Here is a 26,971-nt window from a genome sequence, read left to right as displayed (position 1 = left end):
AACGTTTAACGCATAGGATAGCTGCAATTCGTATTGCAGAGGATTGCTATGCTGCGCTTTTTCTCGACATCCATCGTCCGCCAGGCGGTTGCCATCACACTCGGCTTGCTTGTGGTCAGCACCGGCGCGATCGTTGCCGTGACCTATTATGACCTCAGCCGCTATGTCATGGACAATGCGGTGGCCGACGCCAAAGATGCCAGCCGCACGATGGCGATCCTCTACGGCGCGGCCGACGACAGCGCGAAGATCGCCGTCAAGGATGCGCAGCTCTCTACGGTCACCGAAGAAAAGATCCCCGCATTCACCGATCACTCGCTGGTGGATCGTACGGCTGAATCCATTGCCGGTGTCGCGACGATCTTCGACAAGCAGGGCAGCGATTACGTCCGCGTCTCCACCAATGTGAAGAAGGAAGACGGTAGCCGCGCCGTTGGCACCAACCTCGCCGCCGATCACCCGGCGCAGACCGCGCTCGCCAAAGGCGACGCCTATTACGGTCCGGCAGTGCTGTTCGGAAAGAACTACATGACCGGCTATTTCCCGGTGAAGAATGCCGCTGGCGCCAATACCGGCATCCTCTTCATCGGCATTCCGATGGAAGTCTATTTTGCCCGTCTCCAGCATCTGCAGATCCTCGTGATCGGCGCCGGTGCCGCCGTCATGCTGGTCGTCAGCCTGCTCGCCTTCTTCGCGATCCGCCGCACCGTCAGCCCGCTCCAGGCGCTGACCAAGACCGTGCATTCGATCTCCGCCGGCAATCTCTCCGGCGCGATCCCCTGCGTCGACAAGCCGAACGAATTCGGCGAGATCGGCCGGGCGCTGTCGGCCTTCCGCGATAGTGCCAAGGCGCGCCTGGATCTCGAAACGCAGGCCGCCGAGCAGCGTGCGCTGACCGAAGCCGAGCGCACCCGCAACGATGCCGAAAAGCGCACGCTCGACGGCCAGATCGATTTTGCCGTCAACCAGCTCGCCGCCGGTCTCGGCCGTCTGGCACAGGGCGATGTGTCCGAAACCATCGAGACGCCCTTCGTCGGCCGCCTCGAACAGCTGCGCGTCGATTTCAACAGTTCGCTGCTGCGCCTGCAGGACACGCTGACCCGCATCCGTGACAATGCCAACGCCATCCAGCGCAACAGTGGTGCAATGTTGGCTTCTGCCGGTGAGCTCTCGAAGCGCACGGAAGCACAGGCCGCCAGCCTTGAAGAAACCGCCGCCGCCGTCGAGGAGATCACGGTCACCGTGCGCTCATCCGCCGATCGCGCCCGCGAAGCCAACAATACGGTGGCACTGACCAAGAAGACCGCCGACAGCTCCGGCGCCGTCGTCGGCGATGCTGTTGCCGCCATGGGCCGCATCGAGGAAGCCTCGCAGCAGATCGAGCAGATCATCGAGGTCATCGACGACATCGCCTTCCAGACCAACCTTCTGGCACTGAATGCCGGCATCGAAGCGGCGCGCGCCGGTGAAGCCGGCAAGGGCTTTGCCGTCGTCGCGCAGGAAGTCCGCGAACTGGCCCAGCGCTCCGCCGATGCCGCCCGCGAGATCAAGGGCCTGATCGAAAAGTCGAGCCGAGAAGTCACCGCCGGTTCCGAGCTGGTGCAGAAAACCGGCAATGTTCTCGCCTCGATCAGCCAGGAAATCATCGTCATCAGCAAGCATGTCGATACGATCGCGACGGCAAGCCAGGATCAGTCGGCGGCTCTTCAGGAAGTCAACGGCTCCGTCAACGCGATGGACCAGATGACCCAGAAGAATGCCTCGATGGTCGAGGAGACGACGCAGGCAAGCCGCCAGCTTGCCGACGAGGCCGATGCCTTGATGGGCCTGCTTCAGCAGTTCCGCATCGGCAACGGTGCGGCCGCTCACCGCCCGGCAAGGCAGGCTGCCTGATCCAAGCGCTTTACACGAGTATCCTTGGGCCGCGCCTCGACAGCGCGGCCTTTGCTTTTCAGGCCTATGTCGGTCAGCCAGGCGACGGCGCGGATGATGCGCGAGCCGCCATATTGCTCATAGAATTCGTCTTCGGATGTCTGGCAGGCAATCCGGCCGCCCCGTGAGAAGCCGAGCATGCTGGCGATGGCGATCTGGTCGATCATGGTGATGTCCTCCGTTTCAAAGACATCACTTCAGATACACATCAAAAATCGCTTCTTAAACAGCTGAAATCGGCATACGATTTTCACCGATGAAAAACACGGCTTGGGATTCCTATCAGCTCTTCCTCCAGGTCGCCCGTCTCGGCGGCCTCACCGGCGCGAGCGGCACCAGTGGCCTCAGCCCGGCAACCGTCGGCCGCCGCATGCTGGAGCTCGAGCAGGAAACCGGCCGCACGCTCTTCGTCCGCAGCCAGACCGGTTACCGCTTGACGCCGGATGGTCAGGCTCTCCTCGATCACCTGCAGGAGATGGAGGCCGCCGCCCGCAAGGTCGATGCCTGGCGCCAGTCGGGCGAGGGCGGAGCGACGGTAAGGGTTGCGGCGGGAACCTGGGTTGCCTGGCTGCTGACCGAGAATTTCTCGGCGATCCGCATGCCCGGCGATGGCTTTGCCATCTCGCTGACGATCGGCGAAACCCGCGCCAATCTTTCCTACCGGGAGAGCGATATCGGCATCCGCGCCTTCGAACCCGACGAGGCAAACCTTGCCGCGCGTCTGCTCGGAGAGGTCGCCTATGCCGTCTATGTCAGGCGCAATGCTGCCGAGGCTGCGGAGCAATGGGTGGCCGTTGCCGAGGACGAGGCGATCTCCGGCTATCTGCGCTGGCCCTATCGCAACGCATCCGGCCCGATCGCCGCCACCGTCAACCGGCCGCGGTCGCTGCCGGATCTGGTGCGCGCTGGGGCGGGCAGGGCGGTGCTCCCCTGCTTCGTCGGCGATCTCGATCCGGAGCTTCAGCGTCTCGGCGGCGAAATTCCCGAGCTCAAGCATCGCCAGTGGATCGTCATGAACAACGAAGACCGCCACCGGCCGGAAATCCGCGCCGTTGCCGATCGGATGACCAAATTGCTGAAAAGCTATTCCGATCTTTTCGCCGGCAAGCGCGCCAGCCGCAGCTAGCTCACGGTATCAGTCTTCGTACCAAGGCCACCTGGCTGTTGACGCCGAGCTTGGAGAAGATGTTCTTCAGGTGCGAGCGCGCCGTCTCGTAGCTGATGTCGTTCAGCTTGGCGGTATCGCGCAGCGACAGGCCGCTGGCGATCGACGAGGCGATGCGCAGTTCGGCGGCGGTCAGGTGCTCGTTGCCGCTCAGCCTGTCGTTCAGATGGGCGCAGATGCCGCCGGAGCGCTCGATGATCAGCGCCGAGGTCGGCTCCTGCAGGAACTCGCTCATGAAATCGGACTGCAGCCGTACCAGCGTGTATTTGATGTTGCCGATGCGCCCGCTGCAAACCGGCTGCAGCGGCTCGCCGGAGCGGCCGGTGGCGCGCAGCTGCTCGTTGACATTGGCGTCGTTGACGTTCAGCCGCCCGGTCGGGGTCACGCTGATGCCGCATCCCTCCGTCAGCATCATCTGCGCCGCGGTGTTCATCGAGCGCACCTTGCGCTCCTCGCCGAGATAGATCAGTCCGACGCCGATCGCATCGAGCAGCGGCTTGCCGCCTGCCTCGTTGCTTCGCTCGCGGCGCAGGTAATCGAAGGCCCGACGCAGATGCGGGGCGAGTTCGGTCAGCACCTGGGCGTTGGCGCGGTTATAGCCGGCGTCGGTGCTCGATGTCAGCGTCGAGAGATTGAAGGACCGCCCCTTCTCCCGCATGATCGTCACACCGATGCTGCTGCGGCAGCCGATGCTGCGCAGGTAGTCGTGATAGAATTCGGTTTTCAGCAGCTCTTCGTGTGGCAGCATCTGATCGGCGATGACGCCGAGCCCGACGGGGCGCACGGCGGCCTTCGCCATCCACGGGTTCACGGTGCTGAAATGGGTGTTGTAAGCTTTCGCGGCAGCGTCTTCGAGGCCGGATGAAAGCGACAGCCCGCCGGAGCCGAGAACCGCATCATGAAAAAAGAGCGTCGACTTTCCATCCGGCATGCGCGTGTTCAGCGTATCCAGAAAACCCTGCCAGCTGGTTTCCCCGAGCAGTGCCCCATAGACCATATCGGTCAGGGACTGCACGTCCGCGCGTATTGTTGCAGGCATATGACGTCCCATAAGAGCTTGATGATATTATGCTCGCCTTTGCTGGGACTGACAATTGCGTCAAATGACGCAGAAGGCGCCGGTTTTCCCGGCGCCTTCTCACTCTTTAGGTGCGGTTGGCAACGACAACCGGGATCATCAGATCGCCCCAGTTGCCGTCGCCGCCGTGATGGCGGGCGGACCGGACAAGCTCTACCGAAATACCGGATTCAACCGCCTTCATGACAGACTGATTGAGCCGGTGCAGATCGTTGGCGAGCATGCGGATCATGCTCTGCTGGTCCGGCGTCATCGTCGAGGACTGCTCTTCCGCGCGTTCGCGGACACGTGAGATGGAAGCCATGGTCTTCTCCTCCTGTTGCGCGGTCATTCCGCTGCGGGCTTGAACTGTGCGTGCTCGGTGGATTCCCTCATCGCGGTCGTCGAGGACAGGCCGCCGGTGATGGCAAGCGATACGGCATCGAAATAGCCGGTGCCGACTTCGCGCTGGTGCTTGGTCGCGGTGTAGCCGTTGACCTCGGCGGCAAACTCCGCCTGCTGCAGCTCGGAATAGGCGGCCATCTGCCGGCTCTTGTAGCCGCGCGCCAGCTCGAACATGCCGAAGTTCAGCTGATGGAAGCCGGCAAGCGTGATGAACTGGAACTTGTAGCCCATGGCGCCGAGTTCGCGCTGGAACCTGGCGATCGTCGCCTCGTCCAGGTTTTTGCGCCAGTTGAAGGACGGCGAGCAGTTATAGGCAAGCAACTTGCCCGGGTGCACCTTGTGCACGCCTTCGGCAAAGCGCCGCGCCTGATCGAGATCGGGCTTCGACGTCTCGCACCAGATCAGATCGCAATAGGGCGCATAGGCGACCGCGCGGGCAATGCAGGGCTCCAACCCGTTGCGGACCTGATAGAAGCCCTCGACGGTGCGCCCGGCATCGTAATCGACGAAGGGCTGGTCGCGCTCGTCGATATCGGAAGTCAAAAGCTTTGCTGCCTCGGCATCCGTGCGCGCAATCACCAGCGTCGAAACGCCCATGACATCGGCTGCCAGACGCGCCGCGTTGAGATTGCGGATATGCGCCGCCGTCGGGATCAGAACCTTGCCGCCGAGATGGCCGCATTTCTTCTCTGATGCCAGCTGGTCCTCGAAATGGACGCCCGCAACGCCCGCCTCGATATAGGCCTTCATGATCTCGAAGGCGTTCAGCGGCCCGCCGAAACCGGCCTCGGCATCGGCAACGATTGGCGCAAACCAGTTCTCGACGGAGAGGCCCTTGCCTTCGGAGGTCTCGATCTGGTCGGCGCGCTGCAGTGTGCGGTTGATGCGCTTGGCAAGCTCCGGCCCGGCATTGGCGGGATAGAGCGACTGGTCCGGATACATCGCCGAGGCGGTATTGGCGTCTGCCGCGACCTGCCAGCCGGAGAGATAGATCGCCTTCAGTCCTGCGCGGACCATCTGCATGGCCTGACTGCCGGAGAGAGCGCCGAGCGCATTGACGAAATCGTCGCGGTGCAGCAGCTCCCAGAGCCTCGCAGCACCCATTTCTGCCAGCGAGTGGCTGATCTCCACGGAACCGCGCAGCCGTCTGACGTCCTCGGCGGAATAGGGGCGCTCGATGCCGTCGAAACGGCCAGCCGGTGCGTTGCGGATCAGCTTGTCAAACTCAGTCACAATATCCTCCTTCAGCTCGATTGCTTGTGTGACAGAATTTACAAGATCACCGCCAAAAGCCAGAAAAGACTTGCTTAAGTGCCTGAGAAAGAGGTTATATTGGCGCGAGATTTACAAGTTGGCTTTGTCAATTTGTAAAATTTTGTAAAAGGCATCGACATGGAACGGAAGATCTTTGCCGGACCGAAAGTCAGGCGCATCCGCAATGGCCTCGGCGTCACGCAGACGGCGATGGCCGAAGCCCTCGGCATCTCGCCGTCCTATCTGAACCTGATCGAACGCAACCAACGGCCGCTCACCGTTCAGCTGCTGTTGAAGCTCGCCTCGGTCTACAAGGTCGACCTCGATGAGCTCCAGAGCGAGCCGGGCAATAATCTCGCCGAACTGCGCGAAGTCTTTGCCGACCCGCTACTGTCGGGTGAGCTTCCCGGCGATCAGGAGCTGGTGGAGATATCGGACGCTGCGCCCAATGCGGCGAGCGGCATGGTGAAGCTCTACCGCGCCTACCGCGAACAGGCTGCCCGGCTTTCGGATCTCGGCGCGCTGATGGCTGACGGTGCGCAAGTCCCCGCTGCCGGTGCGCGCCTTCCGGCCGACGAGGTGCGCGACGCGCTGGAGCGGCGCCCGGCCTATTTCGCCGTCATCGAGGATGCCGCCGAACAGTTCTTCATGACGCTTCCCTCTGGCGATCTGCAACAGGTGTTGAGGGATTGGCTACAGAAGGAGCGCGGCATTACCGTGCGCGTCCTGCCTGTCCATGTCATGCCGGATCTGCGACGCCGCTTCGATCGCCACTCCATGCGGCTTTTCCTCTCCGAACGCCTGTCGCCGCAGGACCAGCTGCAGGAGATAGCCATCGAGGCCGCAACGCTCGCCCTGAAGGCGGCGATCGGCAAGGAGCTGGAAGGGCTCGCTCTGTCGACGCCGGAAGCCCAGCGCATCGCCCGCTTCGAGCTCGCCCGCGCTGCCGCACTGGCGCTGATGATGCCTTACGAGGCCTTCCTGACGGCGGCAAAAGCCGTGCGCTACGACATCGATCTGCTGCGTAGCCGCTTCGGCTGTTCCTTCGGCCAGGCGGCGGCTCGGCTCACGATGCTGCAGCGGCCGTCGAACAGCGCCGTGCCATTCTTCTTGATGGAGATCGATGCGGCAGGAAGCCGTCTGCGCCGGGCAGGGGCGTCGGGCTTCCCGCAGGCTCGCTTCGGCGGCGGCTGTCCCAAGCTGAATATTCACGCCGCCTTCCTGCAGCCCGGCCAGATCCTGGCGGAAACCGTAGAGACGCCGGATGGCAGCGCCTTTCTGACGATCGCACGAACGCTGGAAGGCCCGGCAGCCCCCTTCGGCGAGAGGGTCAGGCGCACTGCGCTGCTCATTGCCTGCGACGCCCAGTTCAGGGATGCGACCGTCTACGCCCTGGCGGCGTCATCTTCGCCACATGCAGTTGCAATTGGCCCGGCCTGCCGCCTTTGTGAACGAAAGGGCTGTCTTGCCCGCGCCGAGCCGCCGGTCACTCGCCCGCTTGGGCTAGACGAGATGGTGGCCGGTCTCAGCGCCTTTGATTTTCAGTGATAGTTGAAATCATTGAGAGCGCAGGATTTTGCGCTTGTCGGCTCTCAAAATCCTTCTTAGTCTAGCTAAAAATCCAGAGGGAATGGGTGTCCGGGGGCGTGATACCTAATAATTATAAGCCACAGGAGAGATTATGAGGTCAGTCATTGCAAAGCTCGCGGCAACTGTTGCCGTGGCCATTCTTGCCGCCGCGCCGTCCTACGCCCAGGAACGCGTCGTCAATGTCTACAACTGGTCCGATTATATCGACAGCTCGATCCTTGAGGACTTCACCAAGGAAACCGGCATCAAGGTCGTCTACGACACCTTCGATTCCAACGAGACGCTGGAGACCAAGCTGCTCGCGGGCGGCACCGGCTATGACGTCGTTGTTCCGACCGTTTCCTTCATGCAGCGCCAGATCGCTGCCGGTGTCTATCAGAAGCTCGACAAGTCGAAGCTGCCGAACCTGAAGAACATGTGGGACGTCGTCATGAAGGGCGTCGCGACCTTCGACCCCGGCAATGAATACAGCGTCGACTACATGTGGGGCACCACCGGCATTGGCTACAATGTCGACAAGGTCAAGGCCGCGCTCGGCACCGACGAGAAGCCCAACTGGGATGCGCTCTTCGACCCGGCAAAGGCCGAGAAGCTCAAGGATTGCGGCATCTACATGCTGGATTCGCCGACCGACGTCATCCCGTCGGTTCTCGCCTATCTCGGCCTCGACCCGAACAGCAAGAAGCAGGCCGATCTCGACAAGGCGCAGGAAGTCCTGCTCAAGGTTCGTCCCTTCGTGCGCAAGTTCCACTCGTCCGAATATATCAGCGCGCTCGCCAACGGCGATATCTGCATCGCGCTCGGCTATTCCGGCGACATGTTCCAGGCCCGCGACCGCGCTGCCGAAGCCAAGGCCGGCGTGACGATCGACTACTCGGTTCCGAGCCAGGGCGCGCAGATCTTCTTCGATGTCTTCGGTATCCCGAAGGATGCTCCGCATGTCGAGGAAGCGCATGAATTCATCAATTACATGATGAAGCCCGAAGTTGCCGCCAAGGCATCGAACTTCGTCTTCTACGCCAACGGCAACAAGGCCTCGCAGGAGTTCCTGGACAAGGAAGTCATCGGCGATACGGCGATCTATCCGACGCCCGAGGTCATGGCCAAGCTCTTCACGGTGCCGCCGCTCGATCCAAAAACGCAGCGCCTCGTGACACGAATCTGGACAAAGGTCGTCACCGGCCAGTAATCGAGACTTCGGCCCGGACGGCAACGCCCGGGCCTTTTATTGACGTGCCGGCCGTCGGGGGAGCGCCGGTTTCAAATTCATAATTTCGGGGAAAACCATGAAGTCTCTTGGCAATATTCGCCGCTCCTTCGCGCCCTGGGCCGATCCTGCCTCCAAGCCTTTTATCTCATTCAAGAACGTCACGAAGCGCTTCGGCGATTTCACCGCCGTCAACGATCTCAGCCTCAACATTTACCACCGCGAATTCTTCGCCCTTCTCGGCGCTTCCGGCTGCGGCAAGTCCACGCTGCTGCGCATGCTGGCCGGCTTCGAGCAGCCGACCGCGGGCGAGGTCATCCTCGACGGCACCGACATGGCCGGCACGCCGCCCTACAAGCGTCCCGTCAACATGATGTTCCAGAGCTACGCGCTCTTCCCGCATATGACCGTCGAGAAGAACATCGCCTTCGGCCTACGCCAGGATGGCATGGGCAAGGACGAGATCGCCGAGCGCGTGTCGCAGATGCTGAAGATGGTCAAGCTCGAGCAGTTCGCCTCGCGCAAGCCCAACCAGCTTTCCGGTGGCCAGCGCCAACGCGTCGCACTCGCCCGCTCGCTTGCCAAGCGCCCGAAGGTGCTGCTGCTCGACGAGCCGCTCGGTGCGCTCGACAAGAAGCTGCGCGAGGAAACCCAGTTCGAACTGATGGACCTGCAGCAGAATCTCGGCCTCACCTTCGTCGTCGTCACCCACGACCAGGAAGAAGCGATGACGATGGCAGACCGCATCGCCGTCATGAGCCATGGCAAGGTTGTGCAGGTCGCAACGCCCGCCGAAATCTACGAAGCACCGAACTGCCGCTTCGTCGCCGACTTCATCGGTGACGTGAACATTTTCGACGGCAAGGTGGTCTCCGCCGATGGCACGAGTGTCGAGCTCGCCATCGATGCCGGCTTCAGCGTCAAGGTCGCGACATCAGACATGCCCGCCAAGGGCAGCACTGCCGGTTTCGCGATCCGCCCGGAAAAGCTGAAGGTCACCCGCCAGCCACCGGCCAATCCCAATGTCAACGCCTCCTCGGGCGAGCTCTGGGACATCGCCTATCTCGGCGACATGACCGTCTTCCACGTCAAGCTGAAGAGCGGCCAGGTGGTCAAGGCCTCGCTGCTCAATGCCCAGCGCGCCGTCGACGATCCCTTCACCTACGACCAGGAAGTCTGGGTCACCTTCGCCGAAGACGCCGGCGTGCTCTTGAAGGATTGATCATGGGCAAGCTCGGTTCAGCCATCTACAGCCGCCTGGTCATTATCGTTCCCTATGCCTGGCTGCTGATCTTCTTCCTGGCGCCGTTCTTCATCGTCTTCCGCATCTCGCTGTCGACGACCGCGATCGCCATGCCGCCCTATGAACCGGCCTTCTCGTTTAGCGATGGCTGGGCCGGTTTCATGGAGAAGATTTCGACCTTCTCCTTCGACAATTACAGCTACCTGATCGACGACCCGCTCTATTTCAACGCCTATATATCGAGCCTCGTCATCGCCGGCGTCTCGACCTTCCTGACGCTGCTGATCGCCTATCCGATCGCTTACGGCATGGCGCAGGCGCCGCGCAGCATCCGCCCGACGCTGCTGATGCTGGTCATCCTGCCGTTCTGGACGAGCTTCCTGATCCGCGTCTATGCCTGGATCGCGATCCTCAAGCCGGAGGGACTGCTGAACCAGCTGCTGATCGGAACGGGTATCATCGATACGCCGCTGATCATCCTGAACACCAACATCGCTGTCTATATCGGCATCGTCTATTCCTACCTGCCGTTCATGGTGCTGCCGCTCTATTCCTCGCTCGAGAAGATGGACGGCACGCTGATCGAGGCGGCGCAGGATCTCGGCTGCACGCCGATCCGTGCCTTCTGGCGGGTGACGTTCCCGCTGTCGCTGCCCGGCGTCGTCGCCGGCTGCATGCTGGTCTTCATCCCCGCCGTCGGCGAATTCGTCATCCCCGACCTGCTCGGCGGGTCGCAGACGCTGATGATCGGCAAGACGTTGTGGAACGAGTTCAATTCGAACCGCGACTGGCCGGTGTCTTCGGCCGTGGCGACCATCCTTCTCTTGATCCTCGTGGTGCCGATCGTGTTCTTCCAGAATGCCCAGGCCAAAGCCGACGAGCAGGGGAGATAAGAGATGCTACGCTGGACACGCTTCAACATCATCTCGGTCACGCTCGGCTTCGCCTTCCTCTATCTGCCGATCGTGCTTCTGGTGATCTTCTCCTTCAACGAGTCGAAACTCGTCACCGTCTGGGGTGGCTTCTCGACCAAGTGGTACGTGTCGTTGATGCACAATGACGCCCTGCTGGATGCGGCCTGGGTCACGGTCCGCGTCGGCGTCCTGTCAGCAACGGCGGCAACCATTCTCGGAACGCTGGCGGCCATCACGCTGGTGCGCCACACGCGCTTTCGCGGCCGCATGCTGTTTTCGGGCATGGTCTATGCACCGCTCGTCATGCCCGAAGTCATCACCGGCCTGTCGCTGCTGCTGCTCTTCGTGGCGATCGGCCTCGACCGCGGCTTCTGGACGATTACGCTGGCGCATACGACGCTGACCATGTGCTTCGTCGCCGTCGTCGTGCAGTCGCGCCTGATGAGCTTCGATCAGTCGATCGAGGAAGCCGCGCAGGATCTCGGCGCCCCGCCGGTGCGCACCTTCTTCGAGGTGACGCTGCCGATCATCGCACCGGCCGTTTTCTCCGGCTGGATCCTGGCCTTCACCCTGTCGCTGGACGATCTGGTTATCGCCAGCTTCACCTCCGGCCCGGGCGCGACGACGCTGCCGATGAGGATCTACAGCCAGGTGCGATTGGGCGTGACGCCGGAGATCAATGCGGTCTGCACCATCCTGATCGCCGTCGTTGCGGTCGGGGTCATCGCGGCATCGGTGATCACCAAGCGCCGCGAAGTCCAGCGTGAACGCGACGAACGCGCTGCCGCCAACGCGCCCTGATTACTGAGCGCTGGGTGCCGGCTGCGTCAGCACCGGCACCGGGGATATCACCGGATTGGGCCAGGAACCGCCGATGAAGAAGGGGAGCAGCGGTAGCTCGGCTGCCCGCGTATCGTCGGTCGCCTGCAGTGAGCCGGAAAGCGCCAGCCCGTTGGATTCGTAGGGGATGATGCCGGAGAGCGTCAGCGTTTCCACCGCGCCCTTGATGCTGACGCCTTCAAGCTCTGCCGAACCAGCCGAGAAATTCGCCGTCAGCTGCGCCTCGGTGAACGGGAACGAATGATCGCCCGCGGCACTCAGCGGGAAGAACTTCTGCTGCGCAGACTGATTGCGGATCGCTTCGACATCGAGATTGGCGATCGAGCCGGTTCCCGCATGGAAGGTGAGCTGACCGGTCACGTCGCCGAGTCCAGCCGTCCAAAGCGGCTTTGCCGTCTTCAGGTTCAAGTCGAGTGACCCGGTCGTCAGCGGCAAGGGCCCTTTGAGCTGCAGCCGTTCGACCAGTGCGCCGAAATCCGCACCGCGGATCGACATCTGCAGCTTGCCGCCACCATCGAAATCGCCGCGCGTTGCTTCCAGATGCGCCAGCATCGTGCCGCCCTCGAACTGGCTGTCGCCGATATCGAACTTGGCCTCGTTGCTGGAAACGATGACGCTGGCCCCGACATCCGACAGGTTGAAGGGCGCAAGCTGCATCTCCTTGGCGGAGAAGCGCAGATCGAGATCGAGACGCTGCAACGGCCCACCGTCCGGCGTTGCCGTTTCTTCACCGGCCGCAAGGCGCAGCGCGAAGGCGTCGAAGAACGGCTTCAGGTTCATGGTGTCGAAGGCGAGTGTCCCACCGAGCTTCGCCCGGTTGTTGCGCACGCTGGAAATGTCCATCACGCCGGTTGCCGTCGCGCCGTTCAGCCCGAGTGTCACATTGTTGAAGCGCAGGCCATTGGCGGCCGAGAGCACATCGCTGCTGATCGAAAACGACTTGAGGCTCTCGATCCCCGGGATCGACTTGCCCGACCATGCAAGCAGGGCCGGCATGTCGCCGATCGTGGCGCTGATATTGCCGGAGAGACCGGTCAAGTTGGTGATGCTGCCGAGACCCGAGAAAGAGGCGGTGACGAGGTTCGAGGCAAGCGATGCCTTCAGCTCGGTGGTCTTGCCGCCGAAGACCAGCAGTGGATTACGCGAGGAGAAGTCGAGCTTCAAGTCCTGACCGGCGGTCCGCGCAATCAGCACGGCCGACATGCCGCTCGAAAGCCGCGGCCAGTTGATATCGGCCGTCACACCCTCGAAGTGATAGGTCTTGGATGTCGCGAGATCGGTAACATTGAGCGTCCCGTCCTCGACGGTAATGGCGCCGACTTCGGCATCAAGCTTGCGGTCGAGTACCTGCGCATTGCCATCCTGGTGCGCGCCGTCGATCGCCTTGGCGAGCTGGCCGGCATAGGTCCAGTCGATCAGGCCCTGCTGGTCGCGCGTCAGCGAGAGGTTCGGGCGCAAGAGATGGAATTCATGGAAGCTGGCATGGCCGCGCAGCGCCTCAATCAGGCTGAAATCGGCCGAGAGGCTGTCGATCGTGCCAAGCAGCTTGTTGCCGGCGTTCGGCGGCTGACGGATGGCGATCTGGTGTAGCGTGATGCGCGGCGTCGGCCAGAATTCGAGTTCCGGGCTGCCCTTGATCTCGGCCTTGTAGCCGGTCCAGCGCGACAGCGCATCCTCGATGCCGGAGCGCACCATCCCAGTCGAAACCACGAAAGGTGCGGCGACGCGCAGGGCGACAAAGATCACGGCGGAAATAAGCAAGAGCAGGGTTGCGAGACGTGTAATACCCGGAAGCCAGCGGGAAACGGGGGCCATCTTTTTACGCCACTTCGGTTGTCTTGACGTACTCATGAGCTCTGCCAGTATTTTCAGTCGCTTACCCGTTAGGCGCTGATCTTGCGGGATATATGAAATACGCGCCATATGCAATTCGGACGGCCGATCGCAGAGCGCCATGCACACTTTATAATGCAGTGCAGCATGTTATATAGCGAATAAACGGGAGGAAATGGGAATGAACGACACAGTGCCGCTCTGGACGCCGTCGCGGGAGTTCATCGAGAAGAGCCCGATGTATGCCTTCATGCAGCGCTGCAACGAGGCGTTCGGCCTGTCACTTCAAGACTATGCCGGCCTGCATGCCTGGTCGATCGCCGAGCGCGAGCATTTCTGGTCCACCCTCTGGGATTTCTGCGGCGTGCGCGGCGAACGCGGCGAGCGGGTGCTGGCCGATGGCGATCTCATGCTGAAGGCGCGCTTTTTCCCCGATGCCCGGCTGAACTTCGCCGAAAACCTGCTGCGCAATACCGGTGAGGGCGATGCGCTGATCTTCCGCGGTGAGGACAAGGTGCAGGATCGCTGGTCCTGGAACCGCCTGCACGAAATGGTCTCTAAGCTGCAGCAGGCCTACCGGGCGCTCGGTATCGGCGAGGGCGATCGTATCGCCGCGATGATGCCGAACATGCCGGAGACTATCGCCTGCATGCTGGCCGCGGCCTCGATCGGCGCGATCTGGTCCTCCTGTTCTCCTGATTTCGGCGAACAGGGCGTGCTCGACCGCTTCGGCCAGATCGGCCCGAAGCTGTTCATCGCCTGCGATGCCTATTGGTATAACGGCAAGCTGCAGGATGTCTCCGCCAAGGTCGGAACGGTCGCCGGAAAATTGCAGGCGCCGTCGATGATCGTCCATTATGCCGGCGATGCCGATGCCGTGGCCGCTGCTATACCGGGCGCCAAGACCTTCGATGCGATGATCGCGCCTTATCAGGCAAAGCCGGTCGAATTCGCCCAGCTGCCTTTCGCGCACCCGCTCTACATTCTCTTTTCCTCAGGCACGACCGGCGTGCCGAAATGCATCGTCCATTCCGCCGGCGGCACGCTGCTGCAGCACCTCAAGGAACACCGCCTGCATTGCGGCATCGAGCCGGGCGACAAGCTTTTCTACTTCACCACCTGCGGCTGGATGATGTGGAACTGGCTGGCGAGCGGCCTTGCTGCGGGTGCAACCCTCTGCCTCTTCGACGGCTCACCTTTCGCGCCCGATGGCAATGTCCTGTTCGACTATGCCGAGGCGGAGAAATTTGCCGTCTTTGGCACCTCGGCCAAATATATCGACGCCGTCCGCAAGAGCGGTCTGACGCCGCGCAGCAGCCATGACCTTTCGAGCCTGCGCCTGATGACCTCGACGGGATCGCCGCTCTCGCCCGAAGGCTTCACCTTCGTCTATGAAGGTATCAAGGAGGACATCCAGCTGGCCTCGATTTCCGGCGGCACCGATATCGTCTCCTGCTTCGTGCTCGGCAATCCGCTGCAGCCGGTCTGGCGCGGCGAGATCCAGGGCGCCGGTCTCGGCCTTGCGGTCGATGTCTGGAACGATGACGGCAATCCGGTGCGCCAGGAAAAGGGCGAGCTCGTCTGCACCAAGGCCTTTCCCTCCATGCCGGTCGGCTTCTGGAACGATGCCGATGGCGCCAAGTATCGCGCCGCCTATTTCGAGCGCTTCGACAATATCTGGTGTCATGGCGACTTTGCCGAATGGACGGAGCATGGCGGCCTCGTCATCCATGGCCGTTCGGATGCGACGCTGAATCCTGGCGGCGTGCGTATCGGTACCGCCGAGATCTACAATCAGGTGGAGCAGATGGAAGAAGTCGCCGAGGCGCTCTGCATCGGCCAGGACTGGGATGATGACGTCCGCGTTGTGCTCTTCGTTCGCCTGGCGCCCGGGGTCGCGCTCAGCGAGGATCTGGCGAAAGCGATCAAGAACCGCATCCGCACCGGCGCCTCGCCGCGCCACGTTCCGGCAAAGATCATTGCCGTCGCCGATATCCCGCGTACCAAGTCGGGAAAGATCGTCGAGCTCGCCGTTCGCGAGGTGGTTCACGGCCGCCCCGTTAAGAACAAGGAGGCGCTCGCAAATCCTGAAGCGCTTGAGCTATTTGCGGGATTGGCCGAGTTAAACGTTTAAAGTCGCGTAAAATGCGCCCGAAACTACAAGCTTCCACCCTTCAGAGCTTCCCGGTCCCGGCAACCATTCGTTAACGGAGGTCCGTCAAAGGTGATGGCACTTGGAGCTGTGAATGATAGGCAGCTAGGAGCACTTGGCTCCCGTGACATGACGTTGAGCGACTGAGCCCCTTGTTGAACAGCACCAAACTCCAGGCAGCCTAAACCCCAGGCTGCCTTTTTTCGTTTCAGCCGGCCAGAACCCGCTGCGACGGAAAGGTGATCTCCACAAGCGTGCCTTCATTCGGTGCCGAGTTGATTGCAAAGATCGCCCGGTTGGCATCGACCATCGCCTTGGTCAGCGGCAGGCCAAGACCGGTGCCGTCACCGCGGTGGCGCGATTGCGCCGAGACCTGCCGGAACGGCTTCATCGCTTGGTCGAGCTCGCTGCGGGTCATGCCGATGCCGGTATCGCGGACGCGAAGCACGACGCTGCCATTGCTCTCATAGGAAGTCGAGACGACGATCTGGCCGCCTGACGGCGTGAAGCGGATCGCATTCGACAGGATGTTCAGCGCGATCTGTTTGACGGAGCGCAGGTCGGCAACGACATTCGGAACCGATTGCGACAGCGCCGTGCGGATGATCACCCGCTGCCCGTTCGCCTGCGGCTGCACCAGCGCCACGGCCTCTGACACAGCATCGTTCAGGCCGACCGAAGCGAAATCGAGATCCATCTCGCCTGCCTCGATCTTCGAGATGTCGAGCAGGTCGTTGACGATATCCAGCACATGGCGGCCGGAGCGGCCGATGTCGTTGGCATATTCGATATAGCGCGGGTGGCCGATCGGTCCGAAACGCTCGCTCGCCATCATGTCGGAGAAGCCGATGATGGCATTCAGCGGCGTGCGGATTTCGTGGCTGATGCGCGCCAGGAAATCGGTCTTGTGGGCATTGGCGGTTTCGGCCGCGCCCTTGGCGCTGCGCAGCTCGTCTTCCGTTCGCTTCCACTGGGTAATGTCGCGGATGACGGCGCAATAGCCGCTGGAGGAGGTGAGGCGGCCCATCGTCATGAACAGCGGCACGAAACCGCCGGACGCTTCGCGGCCGATCACTTCGCGCCCATCGTTCAGCACGCTGGCAACGCCGTGGCCCGAGAGGCCGTTCAGATAGTCGAGCACCGCCTTCTGGCTTTCATGAGCGAAGAGCATGACGAAGGGTTTGCCGCGCGTTTCCTCTTCGTCGTAGTTGAAGAGCGCGCTTGCCGAGCGGTTCATCGAGCGGATATCGCCCTCGGCGCCGATCACCACGACGCCATCGGTGGCCGTCTCCAGGATCGAGCGCAGTTCCTCGACTTCGACCTGCAGCTTAGCGACCTTCTCGACCATGCGGTCGGAGCGGTTTTCCTGGCGCGGCTCTTCTTCCACCTTCGCGGGCGGCACGTCCTTTGCCTCGACCGGCATCAGCGCCAGCATCAGCGCGCTCGCATCTTCCCAACGAACCGACTGCAGCCGTGCCGTCACCGGCACCAGGCTGTCATCGGCGGTAACAAGCATCATCGCGCCCGGACGGCCGGTATTTTCTTCCAGCTCCCGGCGCTGTAGCAGCGCATCGAGACCGCCGACCTCGTCGAGCGCCTCGAGCGAGGCATAGCCGGTCAGGCGCATGAATTCCGGATTGGCATGCATCAGCTCGTCACCGGCATGGATCAGCACCGCGACCGGCAGCTGATCGACGGTGGCGGAAGACAGCCCGTCCGTCATCTTCACGCGGGGCGGGATGACGCTGCTCAGCATGTCGAGCGGGCTCACCGACGTTTCCGGCAATCCCTCGGTGGCATCGTCATCGCTATCGTCGGCAACGGCCTCGTCTTCTGCGGCTTCTGCAGAAACATCATCGTTTTCGTTGGCAGCCTCGAAGCTCGCAACGTCTTCGGTGCCTGAAATCTCCTCAGCAGGAGCAGCCGTCTCGATCTCCACCGGAGCCGCATCGTTGGCAGCAGCCGGCGTTTCCGGCTGTACCGGTTCGCCGGCTTCATCTTCGGTATCGCGTACGCCAAAAGCCTCGAGGCGCTTGGCGATCTCGCGGAAATTTGCCTGCTCGGCAGCGCTGAGCCCCGGTCCGGCATTGTGCAGCTGCACGATCTTGTCGGTCAGGCGGCGGCTCGGCGTTTCCGCCATGCGCAGCACCGGCGGCTCTTCGCGCGGCAACGGGATTTCGACAGGTGCGGGAGCTTCGGCTTCTACAGTCGCCGGCTCTTCGGCAATCGGTTCCTCCGGCACGTCGACCGGCTGGTCAAGGCTGGCAGCATCCCGGCCGATGCCATCAGGGCCGAGCGTCAGGCCAAGGGCGAGCGGATCTTCCGCCGCATCCGACAGGCGCACGACGCCGAAGCCGCGGAAGCCGTCGAATTCGCGCTGGCGCGTATAGGTTGGCAGGGCCGCGAGATCGACGGGCACGACGAGGCTGGTGCCTTCGATCGGCCAATGGATGGTCTTGCCCGACCAGGTGTCGCGGCGCTCCAGCGCCTCGGCGATCTTGCCTTCGGGGTCGAGATTGAAGAGGGCGGAAATATCGCTGAAGGCAACGCCGATGACATTCGCCGCATTCGGGCCGACCGCCTCGGCAAACTCGTTCGACACTTCGCTGAAACAGCCAGCCGAATCGATCTTCCAGACAAAGCGCGTGGCGCGGCTGTTCGGCTGGAACTTGAAGCCGGAGGAGGGCTCTGCAGCAACGGCTTCAACCGGAGCAACTTCGGGAACGCTCTCTTGTTCGGGCTCTTCCGAAACCGCGCTTACCGGCTCTTCTTCCGCAACATCCTCGGCAGGGGCGTCCAGAGGCTCCGCATCCAGCACGACATTCGGTTCCGGCTCGATCGCGATGGGGCCGTCGTCTTCGGCGGCGGTTGCCTCCAGCTCGGCAGCCTCGGGAAGCGTCTCTTCTTCCTCGACAGCGCCTTCCGCCAGATCCGCCTGCGCCTCTACGTCGGCAACGAGTTCTTCGACTTCGGGCTCTTCGGCAACAGGCTCCTCAGCCTCGGCGACGCTCTCCAGAACCTCTTCGACATCCTCGATGCCGGCGACCGCATTGAGCGCCTCGTCGAATTTCGGTGGCTCGATATGGTTAACGGCGGCTGTGGATAAGGCTGGTTCCGGCACCGCAGCATCGATCGGGTCGAGGTGGCCGAGCACGGTTTCGACGGCGAAAAGCAGGTTGAGGACCGGTTCGTCGCTGAGCTTGCCGACGGCGGCCGGCAGGTAGCCCTTGCCGGTCGCAACAGGGCGCTTCACCAGCCGGTCCGGATGGGCGGCGGCAAGGCCCGTCAGGCTCTTTGCGGTCTGCTGGGTGATTCCGAGAGAGGCATAGCCGGGCGAGGAGGCGATCACTTCGCCCTCTGCGCCGATCACCGCCATATGCGTATCGGGATCGTCGAGACCCTGGATCATCTGCGCTGCCGAAGCGCTGGCCGGCAAGGCCTTGCCCGCAACGGGAACCGAAAACAGGATGGCCCGCTCGCCGGTCGAAAGCGCGATGCGCTCGACCACGGCCTGCACCGGCACGCGCTGAAAGCCCTTGACGATACGGATCATCAGATTGCGGCTGTCGCCGGTCGATGTCAGCTGCCGCGCCGTCGTCTCCAGCTGGCGGAAGGTGATGTCGCCATTGCCGACGCCCTGATCGAGCAGGTCATAGACGGCTGAGTGGCCGAAAAGCTCGGCGCCGGTGCCGTTTGCCCAGAGCAGGCGGGTCAGATCGGCGGAGAACAGCACCATGGCTTCCCCGCGCGAAAAGCGCTCCCGCACCCGCTGATGCACGGCAATATCGATGAACGGGTACTGGACAGCGGGCATGGGAAACCTTGCTACCTTCGGCCTCATTTAAATTAACGGTCTATTAATAACGATGCGCCGGAAAGGGGTCCAGCTTGAGGCCGCCTTTTCGGGCGGAAAGGTTAATGCGTTGTGCGTCGCACAATTATGTTGCAATGCACAATAAGATCGTCTATATAAGCTATATCCAAACTAAAGGGCGTCAAACGCCCGGACTCAAGGAGCTCGCATCCATGGCTACCATAAAGACAGACGACGTTTTTTCAATGGCTGCATTCGATCCGTCCAAGTTCGCAGAATCCTTCCGCGATTTTGCTGAAAAGGGCGCACAGCAGTCCCGTGATGCCTATTCCAAGATGAAGTCTGCCGGTGAAGAAGCTGGCAAGACCCTGGAAGCCACCGTTCAGACGGCTCAGGCCGGTTCTGTCGAGATCGGCCTCAAGGCGATCGACGCCCTGCGCACCAACGCAGAAAACTCCCTGTCGCACATGGAAGCGCTCCTCGGCGTCAAGTCCATTGCCGAATTCGTCGAGCTGCAGACCGCTTTCGTCCGCAAGCAGGCCGAGCTGACCGTCGAGCAGGCAAAGTCGATGCAGGAAACCTCCAAGCAGGTTGCCGAAAAGCTGGCAAAGCCTTCCAAGGAAGCCGCTGAAAAGGTCATGGCCTCCTTCAAGGTCGCCTGATCCGCTGATCGAAAATCAAAGAAAGGCTGGACCCCTCGTCCAGCCTTTTTGTATATTGAGGGGAGATAGGGCTTGAATTAATTTTCAAGTCCTCGTATGTGACCCCCGTCGCGCCGAGCGCGGCATTGTGCGGTTGTAGCTCAGTTGGTTAGAGCGCAGGTTTGTGGCACCTGAGGTCGGAGGTTCGAGACCCCCCAACCGTACCATTCCTCTCAAAACATCGAAGTGAATGGTGCGTGATCGCCCGATCCGCATGACGAATCCCCCGGCTATTGCCCTGTGGCGCCGCCCGCCTATCTACCGGCTGCGGCACAAGTAAACTTTCTCTTATATTGCGTTGCAAAATGTGAGCGGGAGTGCCATTTTGTGCCGGGGGTTACTTGAGTGCTTTTAGAAGGAGACTTTAATGTCCATTTCTCTCAAGAATCTAGATCAATCCAAAGCCACCGCCATTTCAGCCATCAATGTCGCCGCTGAGGTCAAGAAGGCCCGCGAAGCTGTTGGGTACAGTGTTGATGATCTGGCGGTAACCTGTGGCCTGGTGGCTGCGGAAATTACTGAAATTGAAAATGGGGAACATGCCGACCCGGCAAAGCTGAAGCGCATCGCCGCTGCCTTGCAGGTTCCGGTTTCTGCTTTCGTCCCGATGTAATTGCCTTCAGGGCGAACCAAAAGAGCCGGTCGATCTGACCGGCTTTTTTCGTTTCAGGACCTCGTTCCCGGTAATCATGGAACTCCCGGTTCCCTCCAGCCGTTCTATCCGTGGACAGGAGAACGGAATGTCGAAGACGCTTCTATACGGTGCGACCAAGGTGGACGAGACGAATGTCGCCTATGCGGCAATCGCCAGCCTCGAGCAGTTCCAGTGGAAGAACCGCGTCTTCGTGATTTTCTCCGACAGGGATAACAGTCGCGCCGCGCGCCAGGAGAACCAGTTGCTGGCCGACCGGCCGGCACTCGACGAGCGCGACATGATCGTCCTGAAAGTCGCGGGCAACAGCGTCAAGCCGGTCTTCGGTTCCGCCGAACCGATCGCGGCGGAGGCGCTGCGCACCGAACTCGATGCGCCCGATGCCGGAGATTTCCATGCGGCGCTGATCGGCAAGGACGGAACGGTGAAGCTGAAGGTCAGTGAGCCCGTGAGCAATGGCGAGCTGTTCGCCATCATCGACAGCATGCCGATGCGCGCTGCCGAGGCCCTGAAGCCGGACAACTGAACAATCCAACAAGACGGAAGGAGCAGGATATGTCCGTACCGAACGAACCTATCCCCGATCAGCCGCCGATGCCGGGACCCGGCTGGAAGCCGGAGCCGCCGATCAAGGAGCCGGAGCCCGACAGGCTTCCGGATGAGGCTCCCAACCCCAATCCCGACGAGAACGAGGAGCCGCCGAAGCATCTCCTATAGGAAAATGTGCCTGTCGGCGGCGACGAGCTCCTGCAGGAAATCGGAAACGGTGCGCACGCGCACCAGTTCGCGCGCACTCTCGTGGAACGTCGTCCAGTAGGCCCGCCGGATCGAGATTTCCGGCAGGATGCGGATCAGCTTGTCGTGCTGGCGGGCGATATAGTCATGCAGGATGCCGATGCCGGCGCCTGAAAGCACAGCTTCGGTCTGCCCCGTGGCGGATGAAATCTCGAAAGCGGCATCCCAGTTGCGCATCACTTCGCCGGTAAAGTTCAGCGACTGCGAAAAGAGCAGGTCTTCGACATAGCCGATGCGGCGGTGCTGCTTCAGCGCTTCGGCATCGGCAGGCAGCCCATTGGCGTCGGCGTAGCTCTGAGAGGCGTAAAGGCCGAGCGTGTAATCGGTGAGCTTGGCGGAAACCAGCCGTCCCTGTTCCGGCCGCTCCAGCGTGATGGCTATATCGGCCTCGCGCTGCGACAGCGAGAAGGAGCGGGGCACCGGCACCAGCTGGATCTTCAATTCCGGGTGACGCTCGATCAGCCGCCCCATGCGCGGCGCCAGAAACGATACGCCAAAACCATCGGGAGCGCCGACCCGCACCGTGCCGGCGATCGCCGTGTCGGTGCGGCCGAGGTTGGCCTGTGCCGCCAGCATCTCGGTTTCCATCCGTTCGGCGGAGGCCAGGAACACCTCGCCCTCGGCGGTCAGCTCGCAGCCATTGGTCCGGCGCACGAAGAGGCGCGTCTTCAGCGCTTCCTCCAGCGAAGTCAGCCGCCGCGACAGCGTCGCATGGTTCAGCCCCAGCCGCTTCGAGGCGGCAAGGATCTGCCCGGTGCGGGCAACGGCGAGGAAGATGCGAACGTCGTCCCAGTTCATGGCTTGCTGCACATGATGATCGGTTCGACATCGAGAAGCGTCAGTGATGTCACCATGCCGGCCGTGCCGGTCTTGTATTTCAGGAAGTGCGGCGTCTGCAGATGCGCCTCATAGGCCTCCCGGTTGGCATAGACCTCAAGAATGCGGATCTTTTCCGGAGAACCGACGACGGCGACGGCATTGAGCGACAGCACGCCGTCTTCGAAGGCGACCGATGCCGAAATCTCCTCGGCAAGCAGCGCGCGGTAGGCGTCGAGATGCCTGATATCGATCTCGATTTCCGCCATTCTGACGACACGGTCTTCACTCATCGATGGATCGCCTTATCTTGCGTTTTCCCGCTTGCCCGATCATCGGGCGCTTCGGCCGTATTTCGCATCGCGCTATAATTTATGCACAACGGTTGCTTATCTCAGCTCATTGATTTGTGCAAATTGAAGTGCGATTGTTCGCCATCCAAAAAATAGGAGGAGCACTTCTCATGCGTCAGATCGGACATTTCATCGGCGGCAAGCAGGTTGCAGGCACCAGCGGCCGCACCAGCAACGTCTATAACCCGGCAACCGGCGAAGTTCAGGCAACGGTCGCGCTCGCCAGCGATGCCGAAATGGATGCAGCGGTACAGAGCGCCAAGGCTGCTCAGCCGAAGTGGGCTGCCACCAACCCGCAGCGCCGCGCCCGTGTGTTCATGAAGTTCGTTCAGCTGCTCAATGACAACATGAACGAGCTCGCCGAGCTGCTTTCCAAGGAACATGGCAAGACCATCGAAGACTCCAAGGGCGATATCATTCGCGGCCTCGAAGTCTGCGAATTCGTCATCGGCATTCCGCATCTCGCCAAGAGCGAATTCACCGAAGGCGCAGGTCCGAATATCGACATGTATTCGATCCGCCAGGCCGTCGGCATCGGCGCCGGCATCACGCCGTTCAACTTCCCGGCCATGATCCCGATGTGGATGTTCGCCCCGGCGATCGCCTGCGGCAACGCCTTCATCCTGAAGCCGTCGGAGCGCGATCCGTCCGTTCCGATCCGTCTTGCCGAACTGATGATCGAAGCAGGACTGCCGGCCGGCATCCTGAACGTCGTCAATGGCGACAAGGGTGCGGTCGACGCGATCCTGACGCATCCGGATATCTCGGCCGTCTCCTTCGTCGGCTCCACGCCGATCGCCCGTTACGTCTATGGCACCGCTGCCCAGAACGGCAAGCGCGCCCAGTGCTTCGGCGGCGCCAAGAACCACATGATCATCATGCCGGATGCCGATCTCGATCAGGCTGCCAACGCGCTGATGGGCGCAGGTTACGGTTCTGCAGGCGAGCGCTGCATGGCGATCTCGGTTGCCGTTCCGGTCGGCGAGGAAACTGCCAACCGCCTGATCGCCAAGCTGACCCCGATGGTCGAGTCGCTGCGCATCGGTCCCTACACCGACGACAAGGCGGACATGGGCCCGGTTGTCACCAAGGAAGCCCAGGCGCGCATCATGGGCCTGATCAACAAGGGTGTCGATGAAGGCGCAAAGCTCGTCGTCGACGGCCGCGACTTCAAGCTTCAGGGCTATGAAGACGGCTATTTCGTCGGCGGCTGCCTGTTCGACAACGTCACGCCCGATATGGAGATCTACAAGACCGAAATCTTCGGACCGGTTCTCTCGGTTGTCCGTGCCAAGAACTACGAGGAAGCCCTCGAACTGCCGATGAAGCATGAATATGGCAACGGCGTCGCGATCTATACCCGTGACGGCGATGCAGCCCGTGACTTCGCCTCCCGCATCAATATCGGCATGGTCGGCGTCAATGTTCCGATCCCGGTTCCGCTCGCCTACCACTCCTTCGGCGGCTGGAAGTCCTCGTCCTTCGGCGATCTCAACCAGCACGGTACCGACTCGATCAAGTTCTGGACCCGCACCAAGACCGTGACCAGCCGCTGGCCGTCGGGCATCAAGGATGGCGCCGAGTTCGTCATGCCGACGATGAAGTAAGCGATCTTCATTATAGGATCAGGAAAACGGGCTCCCGGCGGGGCCCGTTTTTCGTTTGACGCTATGCGGCGAGGGGCCGCATAAACGTGACTCCGATTTTCATATTTTGGAATTGTTCAAAACTATCAAAGCCACTATATAGGCTTCAGCCCCTATCGAGTCAGGAGAACGGCATGCGATTGACGAAGCAGACCAACTATGCGGTTCGCATGTTGATGTATTGCGCTGCCAATGAAGGACATCTGAGCCGGATCCCCGAAATCGCCAAGGCATATGGTGTTTCCGAGCTTTTCCTTTTCAAGATCCTGCAGCCGCTGAACAAGGCGGGTCTCGTCGAAACCGTTCGTGGCCGCAATGGCGGCGTGCGCCTTGGCAAGCCGGCAACCGATATCAGCCTGTTCGATGTCGTGCGCGTCACCGAAGACAGCTTCGCGATGGCCGAGTGCTTTGAAGATGGCGCGGTCGAGTGCCCGCTGGTCGATAGCTGCGGTCTGAACTCGGCACTGCGCAAGGCGCTGAACGCCTTCTTCGACGTGCTGACCGAGTATTCCATCGACGACCTCGTGAAGGCCCGCCCGCAGATCAACTTCCTGCTCGGCCTCACCGGCGACCAGGCTTTTCGCAAGCCTGCGATACCCGCTCCGGCTGCCTAATATTGGAATAGTCGAAAATCGTCATGAAGCCGCAGCTACTCCCGGTAGCTGCGGTTTCTCGTTTCCGGTCACGTCTTGTTGATATATCACAGCCTCTTGAAACCGCTTTCAATGCCGTCGAGAGACGCGAAATTATACCAAATGCGACAGAATCGCGGGCGAATGTGCCTCAATCTTGCAAATTTTGGCCTATTTTTGACCGAAAATTTCTAAAGTTGCTTTTACGGAAAAATTTTCTGCGGATGGCGTTGCTTTCAGCAAATAAATGTCGTTCCATCGGCCCGCCGATCGGGATAACTAGCGCCGATCTCCAAAGATCAAAAAGAACAAACCTGGGAAACAACATCATGAAAAAGTTCTCTGTCCTGCTGGCAGCGACAGCCCTGGCTTCGGTCATGGCCACCGCCGCCTACTCCAAGACGCTTGTCTACTGCTCTGAGGGATCGCCGGAAGGCTTCGATCCGAGCCTCTACACCGCAGGCACGACCTTTGACGCTTCCTCGCGTACGGTTTACAGCCGCCTCGTCGAATTCAAGCACGGCGGTACGGAGATCGAGCCCGGCGTTGCCGACAGCTGGACCGTTTCGGACGACGGCAAGGAATACACTTTCAAGCTGCATCCGGGCGTAAAGTTCCAGACGACCGACTTCTTCACGCCGACGCGTGACCTGACGGCCGATGACGTCGTTTTCTCGTTCGAGCGCCAGCTGCGCGCCGACAATCCGTGGAACAAGTATGTTGAAGGCGGTTCTTACGAATACGCTGCCGGCATGGGCTTCCCGGATCTCGTCAAGTCGATCGAAAAGGTTGACGACCTGACGGTCAAGTTCACGCTGAACCGTCCGGAAGCTCCGTTCCTGGCGGACCTCGCCATGGACTTTGCATCGATCGTTTCCAAGGAATATGCCGACAAGCTCGCAGCTGACGGCAAGATGGCTCAGCTGAACCAGCAGCCGCTCGGCACCGGTCCGTTCACCTTCGTTGCCTACCAGCCGGATGCCGTCATCCGCTACAAGGCCAACGAAACCTACTTCAAGGGCAAGGAAAAGATCGACGATCTCGTATTCGCGATCACCACGGACGCTTCGGTCCGCGCCCAGAAGCTGAAGGCTGGCGAATGCCACATCGTTCCTTATCCGAACGCTGCTGACGTTTCCGAGCTGAAGAAGGACGAGAACCTCACCGTTGCCGAACAGCCGGGCCTCAACATCGGCTTCCTCGCCTACAACACGCAGATGGCTCCCTTCGACAAGCCGGAAGTCCGCCGCGCGCTGAACATGGCGATCAACAAGCAGGCTATCGTTGACGCCGTCTTCCAGGGCGCCGCCACCGTTGCCAAGAACCCGATCCCGCCGACAATGTGGTCGTACAATGATGCCGTCGTTGACGACAAGTACGATCCGGAAGGCTCGAAGAAGGCTCTTGAAGCTGCAGGCATCAAGGATCTTTCGATGAAGATCTGGGCAATGCCGGTTTCGCGTCCGTACATGCTGAACGCACGCCGCGCAGCTGAACTGATGCAGGCCGACTTCGCCAAGGTTGGCGTCAAGGTCGAGATCGTTACCCATGAATGGGCCGAATACCTGAAGCTCTCCTCCGACGTGAAGCGCGATGGCGCCGTCATCCTCGGCTGGACCGGCGACAACGGCGACCCGGACAACTTCATGGACACGCTGCTCGGCTGCACGGCTGTTGGCGGTAACAACCGCGCTCAGTGGTGCAACAAGGACTATGACGATCTGATGAAGAAGGCCAAGCAGACGGCCGACGTCGCAGAACGCACCAAGCTCTATGAGCAGGCTCAGCTGATCTTCAAGAAGGAAGCTCCTTGGGCAACGATCGACCACTCGGTCGTCTTCGTTCCGATGAGCAAGAAGGTCACGGGCTTCCACATGGACCCGCTCGGTATCCACCGCTTCGACGGCGTGGACATTTCCGAATAATAGAAAATCTGTAAACTGTCCGGCGAGAGCCGGGCTTGGCCGGCG

General features: G+C 61.3%; 23 protein-coding genes and 1 tRNA gene. 16 read left to right on the top strand and 8 right to left on the bottom strand.

Annotated features, from left to right (window positions below; genetic code table 11):
* Positions 1–48 precede the first annotated feature (48 nt).
* Positions 49–1,893 (top strand): methyl-accepting chemotaxis protein, encoded by a 1,845-nt coding sequence (locus tag ACODR6_RS24560; RefSeq protein ID WP_203429567.1) that lies wholly within the window; start codon positions 49–51, stop codon positions 1,891–1,893.
* Here the strand turns inward: ACODR6_RS24560 and ACODR6_RS24555 are convergent.
* Entirely contained in the window at positions 1,866–2,099 is a 234-nt protein-coding gene (locus tag ACODR6_RS24555) for a hypothetical protein (RefSeq protein ID WP_489024945.1), read from the bottom strand. The genes ACODR6_RS24560 and ACODR6_RS24555 overlap by 28 nt on opposite strands.
* Before the next feature lie 89 nt (positions 2,100–2,188).
* Between ACODR6_RS24555 and ACODR6_RS24550 the strand changes: the two genes are divergently transcribed.
* Positions 2,189–3,058 (top strand): LysR family transcriptional regulator, encoded by an 870-nt coding sequence (locus ACODR6_RS24550; RefSeq protein ID WP_489024943.1) that lies wholly within the window; start codon positions 2,189–2,191, stop codon positions 3,056–3,058.
* A 1-nt stretch (position 3,059) separates the two neighbouring features.
* Here ACODR6_RS24550 and ACODR6_RS24545 read toward each other — a convergent pair whose 3' ends face one another.
* The 3 genes from ACODR6_RS24545 to aceA all read right to left on the bottom strand — a co-directional run bounded on the left by ACODR6_RS24545 (position 3,060) and on the right by aceA (position 5,792).
* Entirely contained in the window at positions 3,060–4,136 is a 1,077-nt protein-coding gene (locus ACODR6_RS24545) for a helix-turn-helix transcriptional regulator (protein WP_489024941.1), read from the bottom strand.
* 106 nt (positions 4,137–4,242) lie between these two features.
* Positions 4,243–4,479, bottom strand: a complete 237-nt coding sequence (locus ACODR6_RS24540) for an SMc00767 family acetate metabolism repressor (protein WP_112713198.1) — start codon at positions 4,477–4,479, stop codon at positions 4,243–4,245.
* Between the two features lie 23 nt (positions 4,480–4,502).
* Positions 4,503–5,792: an isocitrate lyase gene (gene aceA / locus ACODR6_RS24535; protein WP_489024939.1), complete on the bottom strand. Its 1,290-nt coding sequence runs from the start codon at positions 5,790–5,792 to the stop codon at positions 4,503–4,505.
* Positions 5,793–5,951: 159 nt separating this feature from the next.
* On the opposite strand from aceA, the gene ACODR6_RS24530 reads away from it, so the two are divergent.
* From ACODR6_RS24530 to ACODR6_RS24510, 5 genes are all read left to right on the top strand, one after another.
* The gene (locus ACODR6_RS24530) at positions 5,952–7,361 is read left to right on the top strand and encodes a helix-turn-helix domain-containing protein (protein ID WP_489024937.1); all 1,410 of its coding nucleotides are present in this window, start codon (positions 5,952–5,954) and stop codon (positions 7,359–7,361) included.
* A 133-nt stretch (positions 7,362–7,494) separates the two neighbouring features.
* On the top strand, positions 7,495–8,592 hold the full coding sequence (locus ACODR6_RS24525) for a polyamine ABC transporter substrate-binding protein (protein ID WP_112713192.1): 1,098 nt from the start codon (positions 7,495–7,497) through the stop codon (positions 8,590–8,592).
* Positions 8,593–8,689: 97 nt separating this feature from the next.
* Entirely contained in the window at positions 8,690–9,832 is a 1,143-nt protein-coding gene (locus ACODR6_RS24520) for an ABC transporter ATP-binding protein (protein ID WP_199626206.1), read from the top strand.
* 2 nt (positions 9,833–9,834) lie between these two features.
* Positions 9,835–10,746, top strand: coding sequence for an ABC transporter permease subunit (locus tag ACODR6_RS24515; protein ID WP_489024935.1), 912 nt, complete (start codon positions 9,835–9,837; stop codon positions 10,744–10,746).
* A gap of 3 nt (positions 10,747–10,749) precedes the next feature.
* Positions 10,750–11,568, top strand: a complete 819-nt coding sequence (locus ACODR6_RS24510; protein WP_112713186.1) for an ABC transporter permease — start codon at positions 10,750–10,752, stop codon at positions 11,566–11,568.
* Here the strand turns inward: ACODR6_RS24510 and ACODR6_RS24505 are convergent, their stop codons facing one another.
* Positions 11,569–13,458: an AsmA family protein gene (locus ACODR6_RS24505; protein WP_130279031.1), complete on the bottom strand. Its 1,890-nt coding sequence runs from the start codon at positions 13,456–13,458 to the stop codon at positions 11,569–11,571.
* Between the two features lie 163 nt (positions 13,459–13,621).
* On the opposite strand from ACODR6_RS24505, the gene ACODR6_RS24500 reads away from it, so the two are divergent.
* The gene (locus ACODR6_RS24500) at positions 13,622–15,574 is read left to right on the top strand and encodes an acetoacetate--CoA ligase (protein ID WP_489024932.1); all 1,953 of its coding nucleotides are present in this window, start codon (positions 13,622–13,624) and stop codon (positions 15,572–15,574) included.
* Positions 15,575–15,800: 226 nt separating this feature from the next.
* Here ACODR6_RS24500 and ACODR6_RS24495 read toward each other — a convergent pair whose 3' ends face one another.
* On the bottom strand, positions 15,801–19,406 hold the full coding sequence (locus ACODR6_RS24495; RefSeq protein ID WP_203429559.1) for a sensor histidine kinase: 3,606 nt from the start codon (positions 19,404–19,406) through the stop codon (positions 15,801–15,803).
* A gap of 212 nt (positions 19,407–19,618) precedes the next feature.
* On the opposite strand from ACODR6_RS24495, the gene ACODR6_RS24490 reads away from it, so the two are divergent.
* From ACODR6_RS24490 to ACODR6_RS24470, 5 genes are all read left to right on the top strand, one after another.
* Positions 19,619–20,068: a phasin gene (locus tag ACODR6_RS24490; protein ID WP_112713178.1), complete on the top strand. Its 450-nt coding sequence runs from the start codon at positions 19,619–19,621 to the stop codon at positions 20,066–20,068.
* A 129-nt stretch (positions 20,069–20,197) separates the two neighbouring features.
* Positions 20,198–20,274: transfer RNA gene (locus ACODR6_RS24485), tRNA-His, on the top strand.
* A 200-nt stretch (positions 20,275–20,474) separates the two neighbouring features.
* Positions 20,475–20,720, top strand: a complete 246-nt coding sequence (locus ACODR6_RS24480) for a helix-turn-helix domain-containing protein (protein WP_112713176.1) — start codon at positions 20,475–20,477, stop codon at positions 20,718–20,720.
* 127 nt (positions 20,721–20,847) lie between these two features.
* Complete coding sequence (locus ACODR6_RS24475) at positions 20,848–21,285, top strand: DUF4174 domain-containing protein (RefSeq protein WP_489024929.1); 438 nt, start codon at positions 20,848–20,850, stop codon at positions 21,283–21,285.
* 29 nt (positions 21,286–21,314) lie between these two features.
* Positions 21,315–21,476, top strand: coding sequence for a hypothetical protein (locus ACODR6_RS24470; RefSeq protein ID WP_165402627.1), 162 nt, complete (start codon positions 21,315–21,317; stop codon positions 21,474–21,476).
* On the opposite strand, the gene ACODR6_RS24465 is transcribed toward ACODR6_RS24470, so the two are convergent.
* Complete coding sequence (locus tag ACODR6_RS24465) at positions 21,471–22,352, bottom strand: LysR family transcriptional regulator (RefSeq protein WP_449099086.1); 882 nt, start codon at positions 22,350–22,352, stop codon at positions 21,471–21,473. The genes ACODR6_RS24470 and ACODR6_RS24465 overlap by 6 nt on opposite strands.
* The gene (locus ACODR6_RS24460) at positions 22,349–22,663 is read right to left on the bottom strand and encodes a putative quinol monooxygenase (RefSeq protein WP_489024928.1); all 315 of its coding nucleotides are present in this window, start codon (positions 22,661–22,663) and stop codon (positions 22,349–22,351) included. The genes ACODR6_RS24465 and ACODR6_RS24460 overlap by 4 nt, the downstream gene beginning before the upstream one ends.
* A gap of 170 nt (positions 22,664–22,833) precedes the next feature.
* On the opposite strand from ACODR6_RS24460, the gene ACODR6_RS24455 reads away from it, so the two are divergent.
* The 3 genes from ACODR6_RS24455 to ACODR6_RS24445 all read left to right on the top strand — a co-directional run bounded on the left by ACODR6_RS24455 (position 22,834) and on the right by ACODR6_RS24445 (position 26,926).
* Entirely contained in the window at positions 22,834–24,330 is a 1,497-nt protein-coding gene (locus ACODR6_RS24455) for a CoA-acylating methylmalonate-semialdehyde dehydrogenase (RefSeq protein ID WP_489024926.1), read from the top strand.
* A gap of 173 nt (positions 24,331–24,503) precedes the next feature.
* A complete protein-coding gene (gene rirA / locus ACODR6_RS24450; RefSeq protein ID WP_112713166.1) occupies positions 24,504–24,983 on the top strand; it encodes an iron-responsive transcriptional regulator RirA in 480 nt (159 codons plus the stop codon).
* A gap of 347 nt (positions 24,984–25,330) precedes the next feature.
* On the top strand, positions 25,331–26,926 hold the full coding sequence (locus ACODR6_RS24445) for an ABC transporter substrate-binding protein (RefSeq protein WP_112713164.1): 1,596 nt from the start codon (positions 25,331–25,333) through the stop codon (positions 26,924–26,926).
* Positions 26,927–26,971 lie beyond the last annotated feature (45 nt).

Source organism: Rhizobium sp. FG96, from assembly GCF_057808655.1.
The sequence above is the reverse complement of the archived record's forward strand: the minus strand, read 5'-3'. Positions and strand labels throughout refer to the sequence as shown.

Excerpts from the sequence above, each read along its gene's own strand:
- ACODR6_RS24560 (WP_203429567.1), top strand. The coding sequence starts at position 49 with ATGCTGCGCTTTTTCTCGACATCCATCGTCCGCCAGGCGGTTGCCATC.
- ACODR6_RS24555 (WP_489024945.1), bottom strand. The coding sequence starts at position 2,099 with ATGATCGACCAGATCGCCATCGCCAGCATGCTCGGCTTCTCACGGGGC.
- ACODR6_RS24550 (WP_489024943.1), top strand. The coding sequence starts at position 2,189 with ATGAAAAACACGGCTTGGGATTCCTATCAGCTCTTCCTCCAGGTCGCC.
- ACODR6_RS24545 (WP_489024941.1), bottom strand. The coding sequence starts at position 4,136 with ATGCCTGCAACAATACGCGCGGACGTGCAGTCCCTGACCGATATGGTC.
- ACODR6_RS24540 (WP_112713198.1), bottom strand. The coding sequence starts at position 4,479 with ATGGCTTCCATCTCACGTGTCCGCGAACGCGCGGAAGAGCAGTCCTCG.
- ACODR6_RS24530 (WP_489024937.1), top strand. The coding sequence starts at position 5,952 with ATGGAACGGAAGATCTTTGCCGGACCGAAAGTCAGGCGCATCCGCAAT.
- ACODR6_RS24525 (WP_112713192.1), top strand. The coding sequence starts at position 7,495 with ATGAGGTCAGTCATTGCAAAGCTCGCGGCAACTGTTGCCGTGGCCATT.
- ACODR6_RS24520 (WP_199626206.1), top strand. The coding sequence starts at position 8,690 with ATGAAGTCTCTTGGCAATATTCGCCGCTCCTTCGCGCCCTGGGCCGAT.
- ACODR6_RS24515 (WP_489024935.1), top strand. The coding sequence starts at position 9,835 with ATGGGCAAGCTCGGTTCAGCCATCTACAGCCGCCTGGTCATTATCGTT.
- ACODR6_RS24510 (WP_112713186.1), top strand. The coding sequence starts at position 10,750 with ATGCTACGCTGGACACGCTTCAACATCATCTCGGTCACGCTCGGCTTC.
- ACODR6_RS24505 (WP_130279031.1), bottom strand. The coding sequence starts at position 13,458 with ATGAGTACGTCAAGACAACCGAAGTGGCGTAAAAAGATGGCCCCCGTT.
- ACODR6_RS24500 (WP_489024932.1), top strand. The coding sequence starts at position 13,622 with ATGAACGACACAGTGCCGCTCTGGACGCCGTCGCGGGAGTTCATCGAG.
- ACODR6_RS24495 (WP_203429559.1), bottom strand. The coding sequence starts at position 19,406 with ATGCCCGCTGTCCAGTACCCGTTCATCGATATTGCCGTGCATCAGCGG.
- ACODR6_RS24490 (WP_112713178.1), top strand. The coding sequence starts at position 19,619 with ATGGCTACCATAAAGACAGACGACGTTTTTTCAATGGCTGCATTCGAT.
- ACODR6_RS24480 (WP_112713176.1), top strand. The coding sequence starts at position 20,475 with ATGTCCATTTCTCTCAAGAATCTAGATCAATCCAAAGCCACCGCCATT.
- ACODR6_RS24475 (WP_489024929.1), top strand. The coding sequence starts at position 20,848 with ATGTCGAAGACGCTTCTATACGGTGCGACCAAGGTGGACGAGACGAAT.
- ACODR6_RS24470 (WP_165402627.1), top strand. The coding sequence starts at position 21,315 with ATGTCCGTACCGAACGAACCTATCCCCGATCAGCCGCCGATGCCGGGA.
- ACODR6_RS24465 (WP_449099086.1), bottom strand. The coding sequence starts at position 22,352 with ATGAACTGGGACGACGTTCGCATCTTCCTCGCCGTTGCCCGCACCGGG.
- ACODR6_RS24460 (WP_489024928.1), bottom strand. The coding sequence starts at position 22,663 with ATGAGTGAAGACCGTGTCGTCAGAATGGCGGAAATCGAGATCGATATC.
- ACODR6_RS24455 (WP_489024926.1), top strand. The coding sequence starts at position 22,834 with ATGCGTCAGATCGGACATTTCATCGGCGGCAAGCAGGTTGCAGGCACC.
- rirA (WP_112713166.1), top strand. The coding sequence starts at position 24,504 with ATGCGATTGACGAAGCAGACCAACTATGCGGTTCGCATGTTGATGTAT.
- ACODR6_RS24445 (WP_112713164.1), top strand. The coding sequence starts at position 25,331 with ATGAAAAAGTTCTCTGTCCTGCTGGCAGCGACAGCCCTGGCTTCGGTC.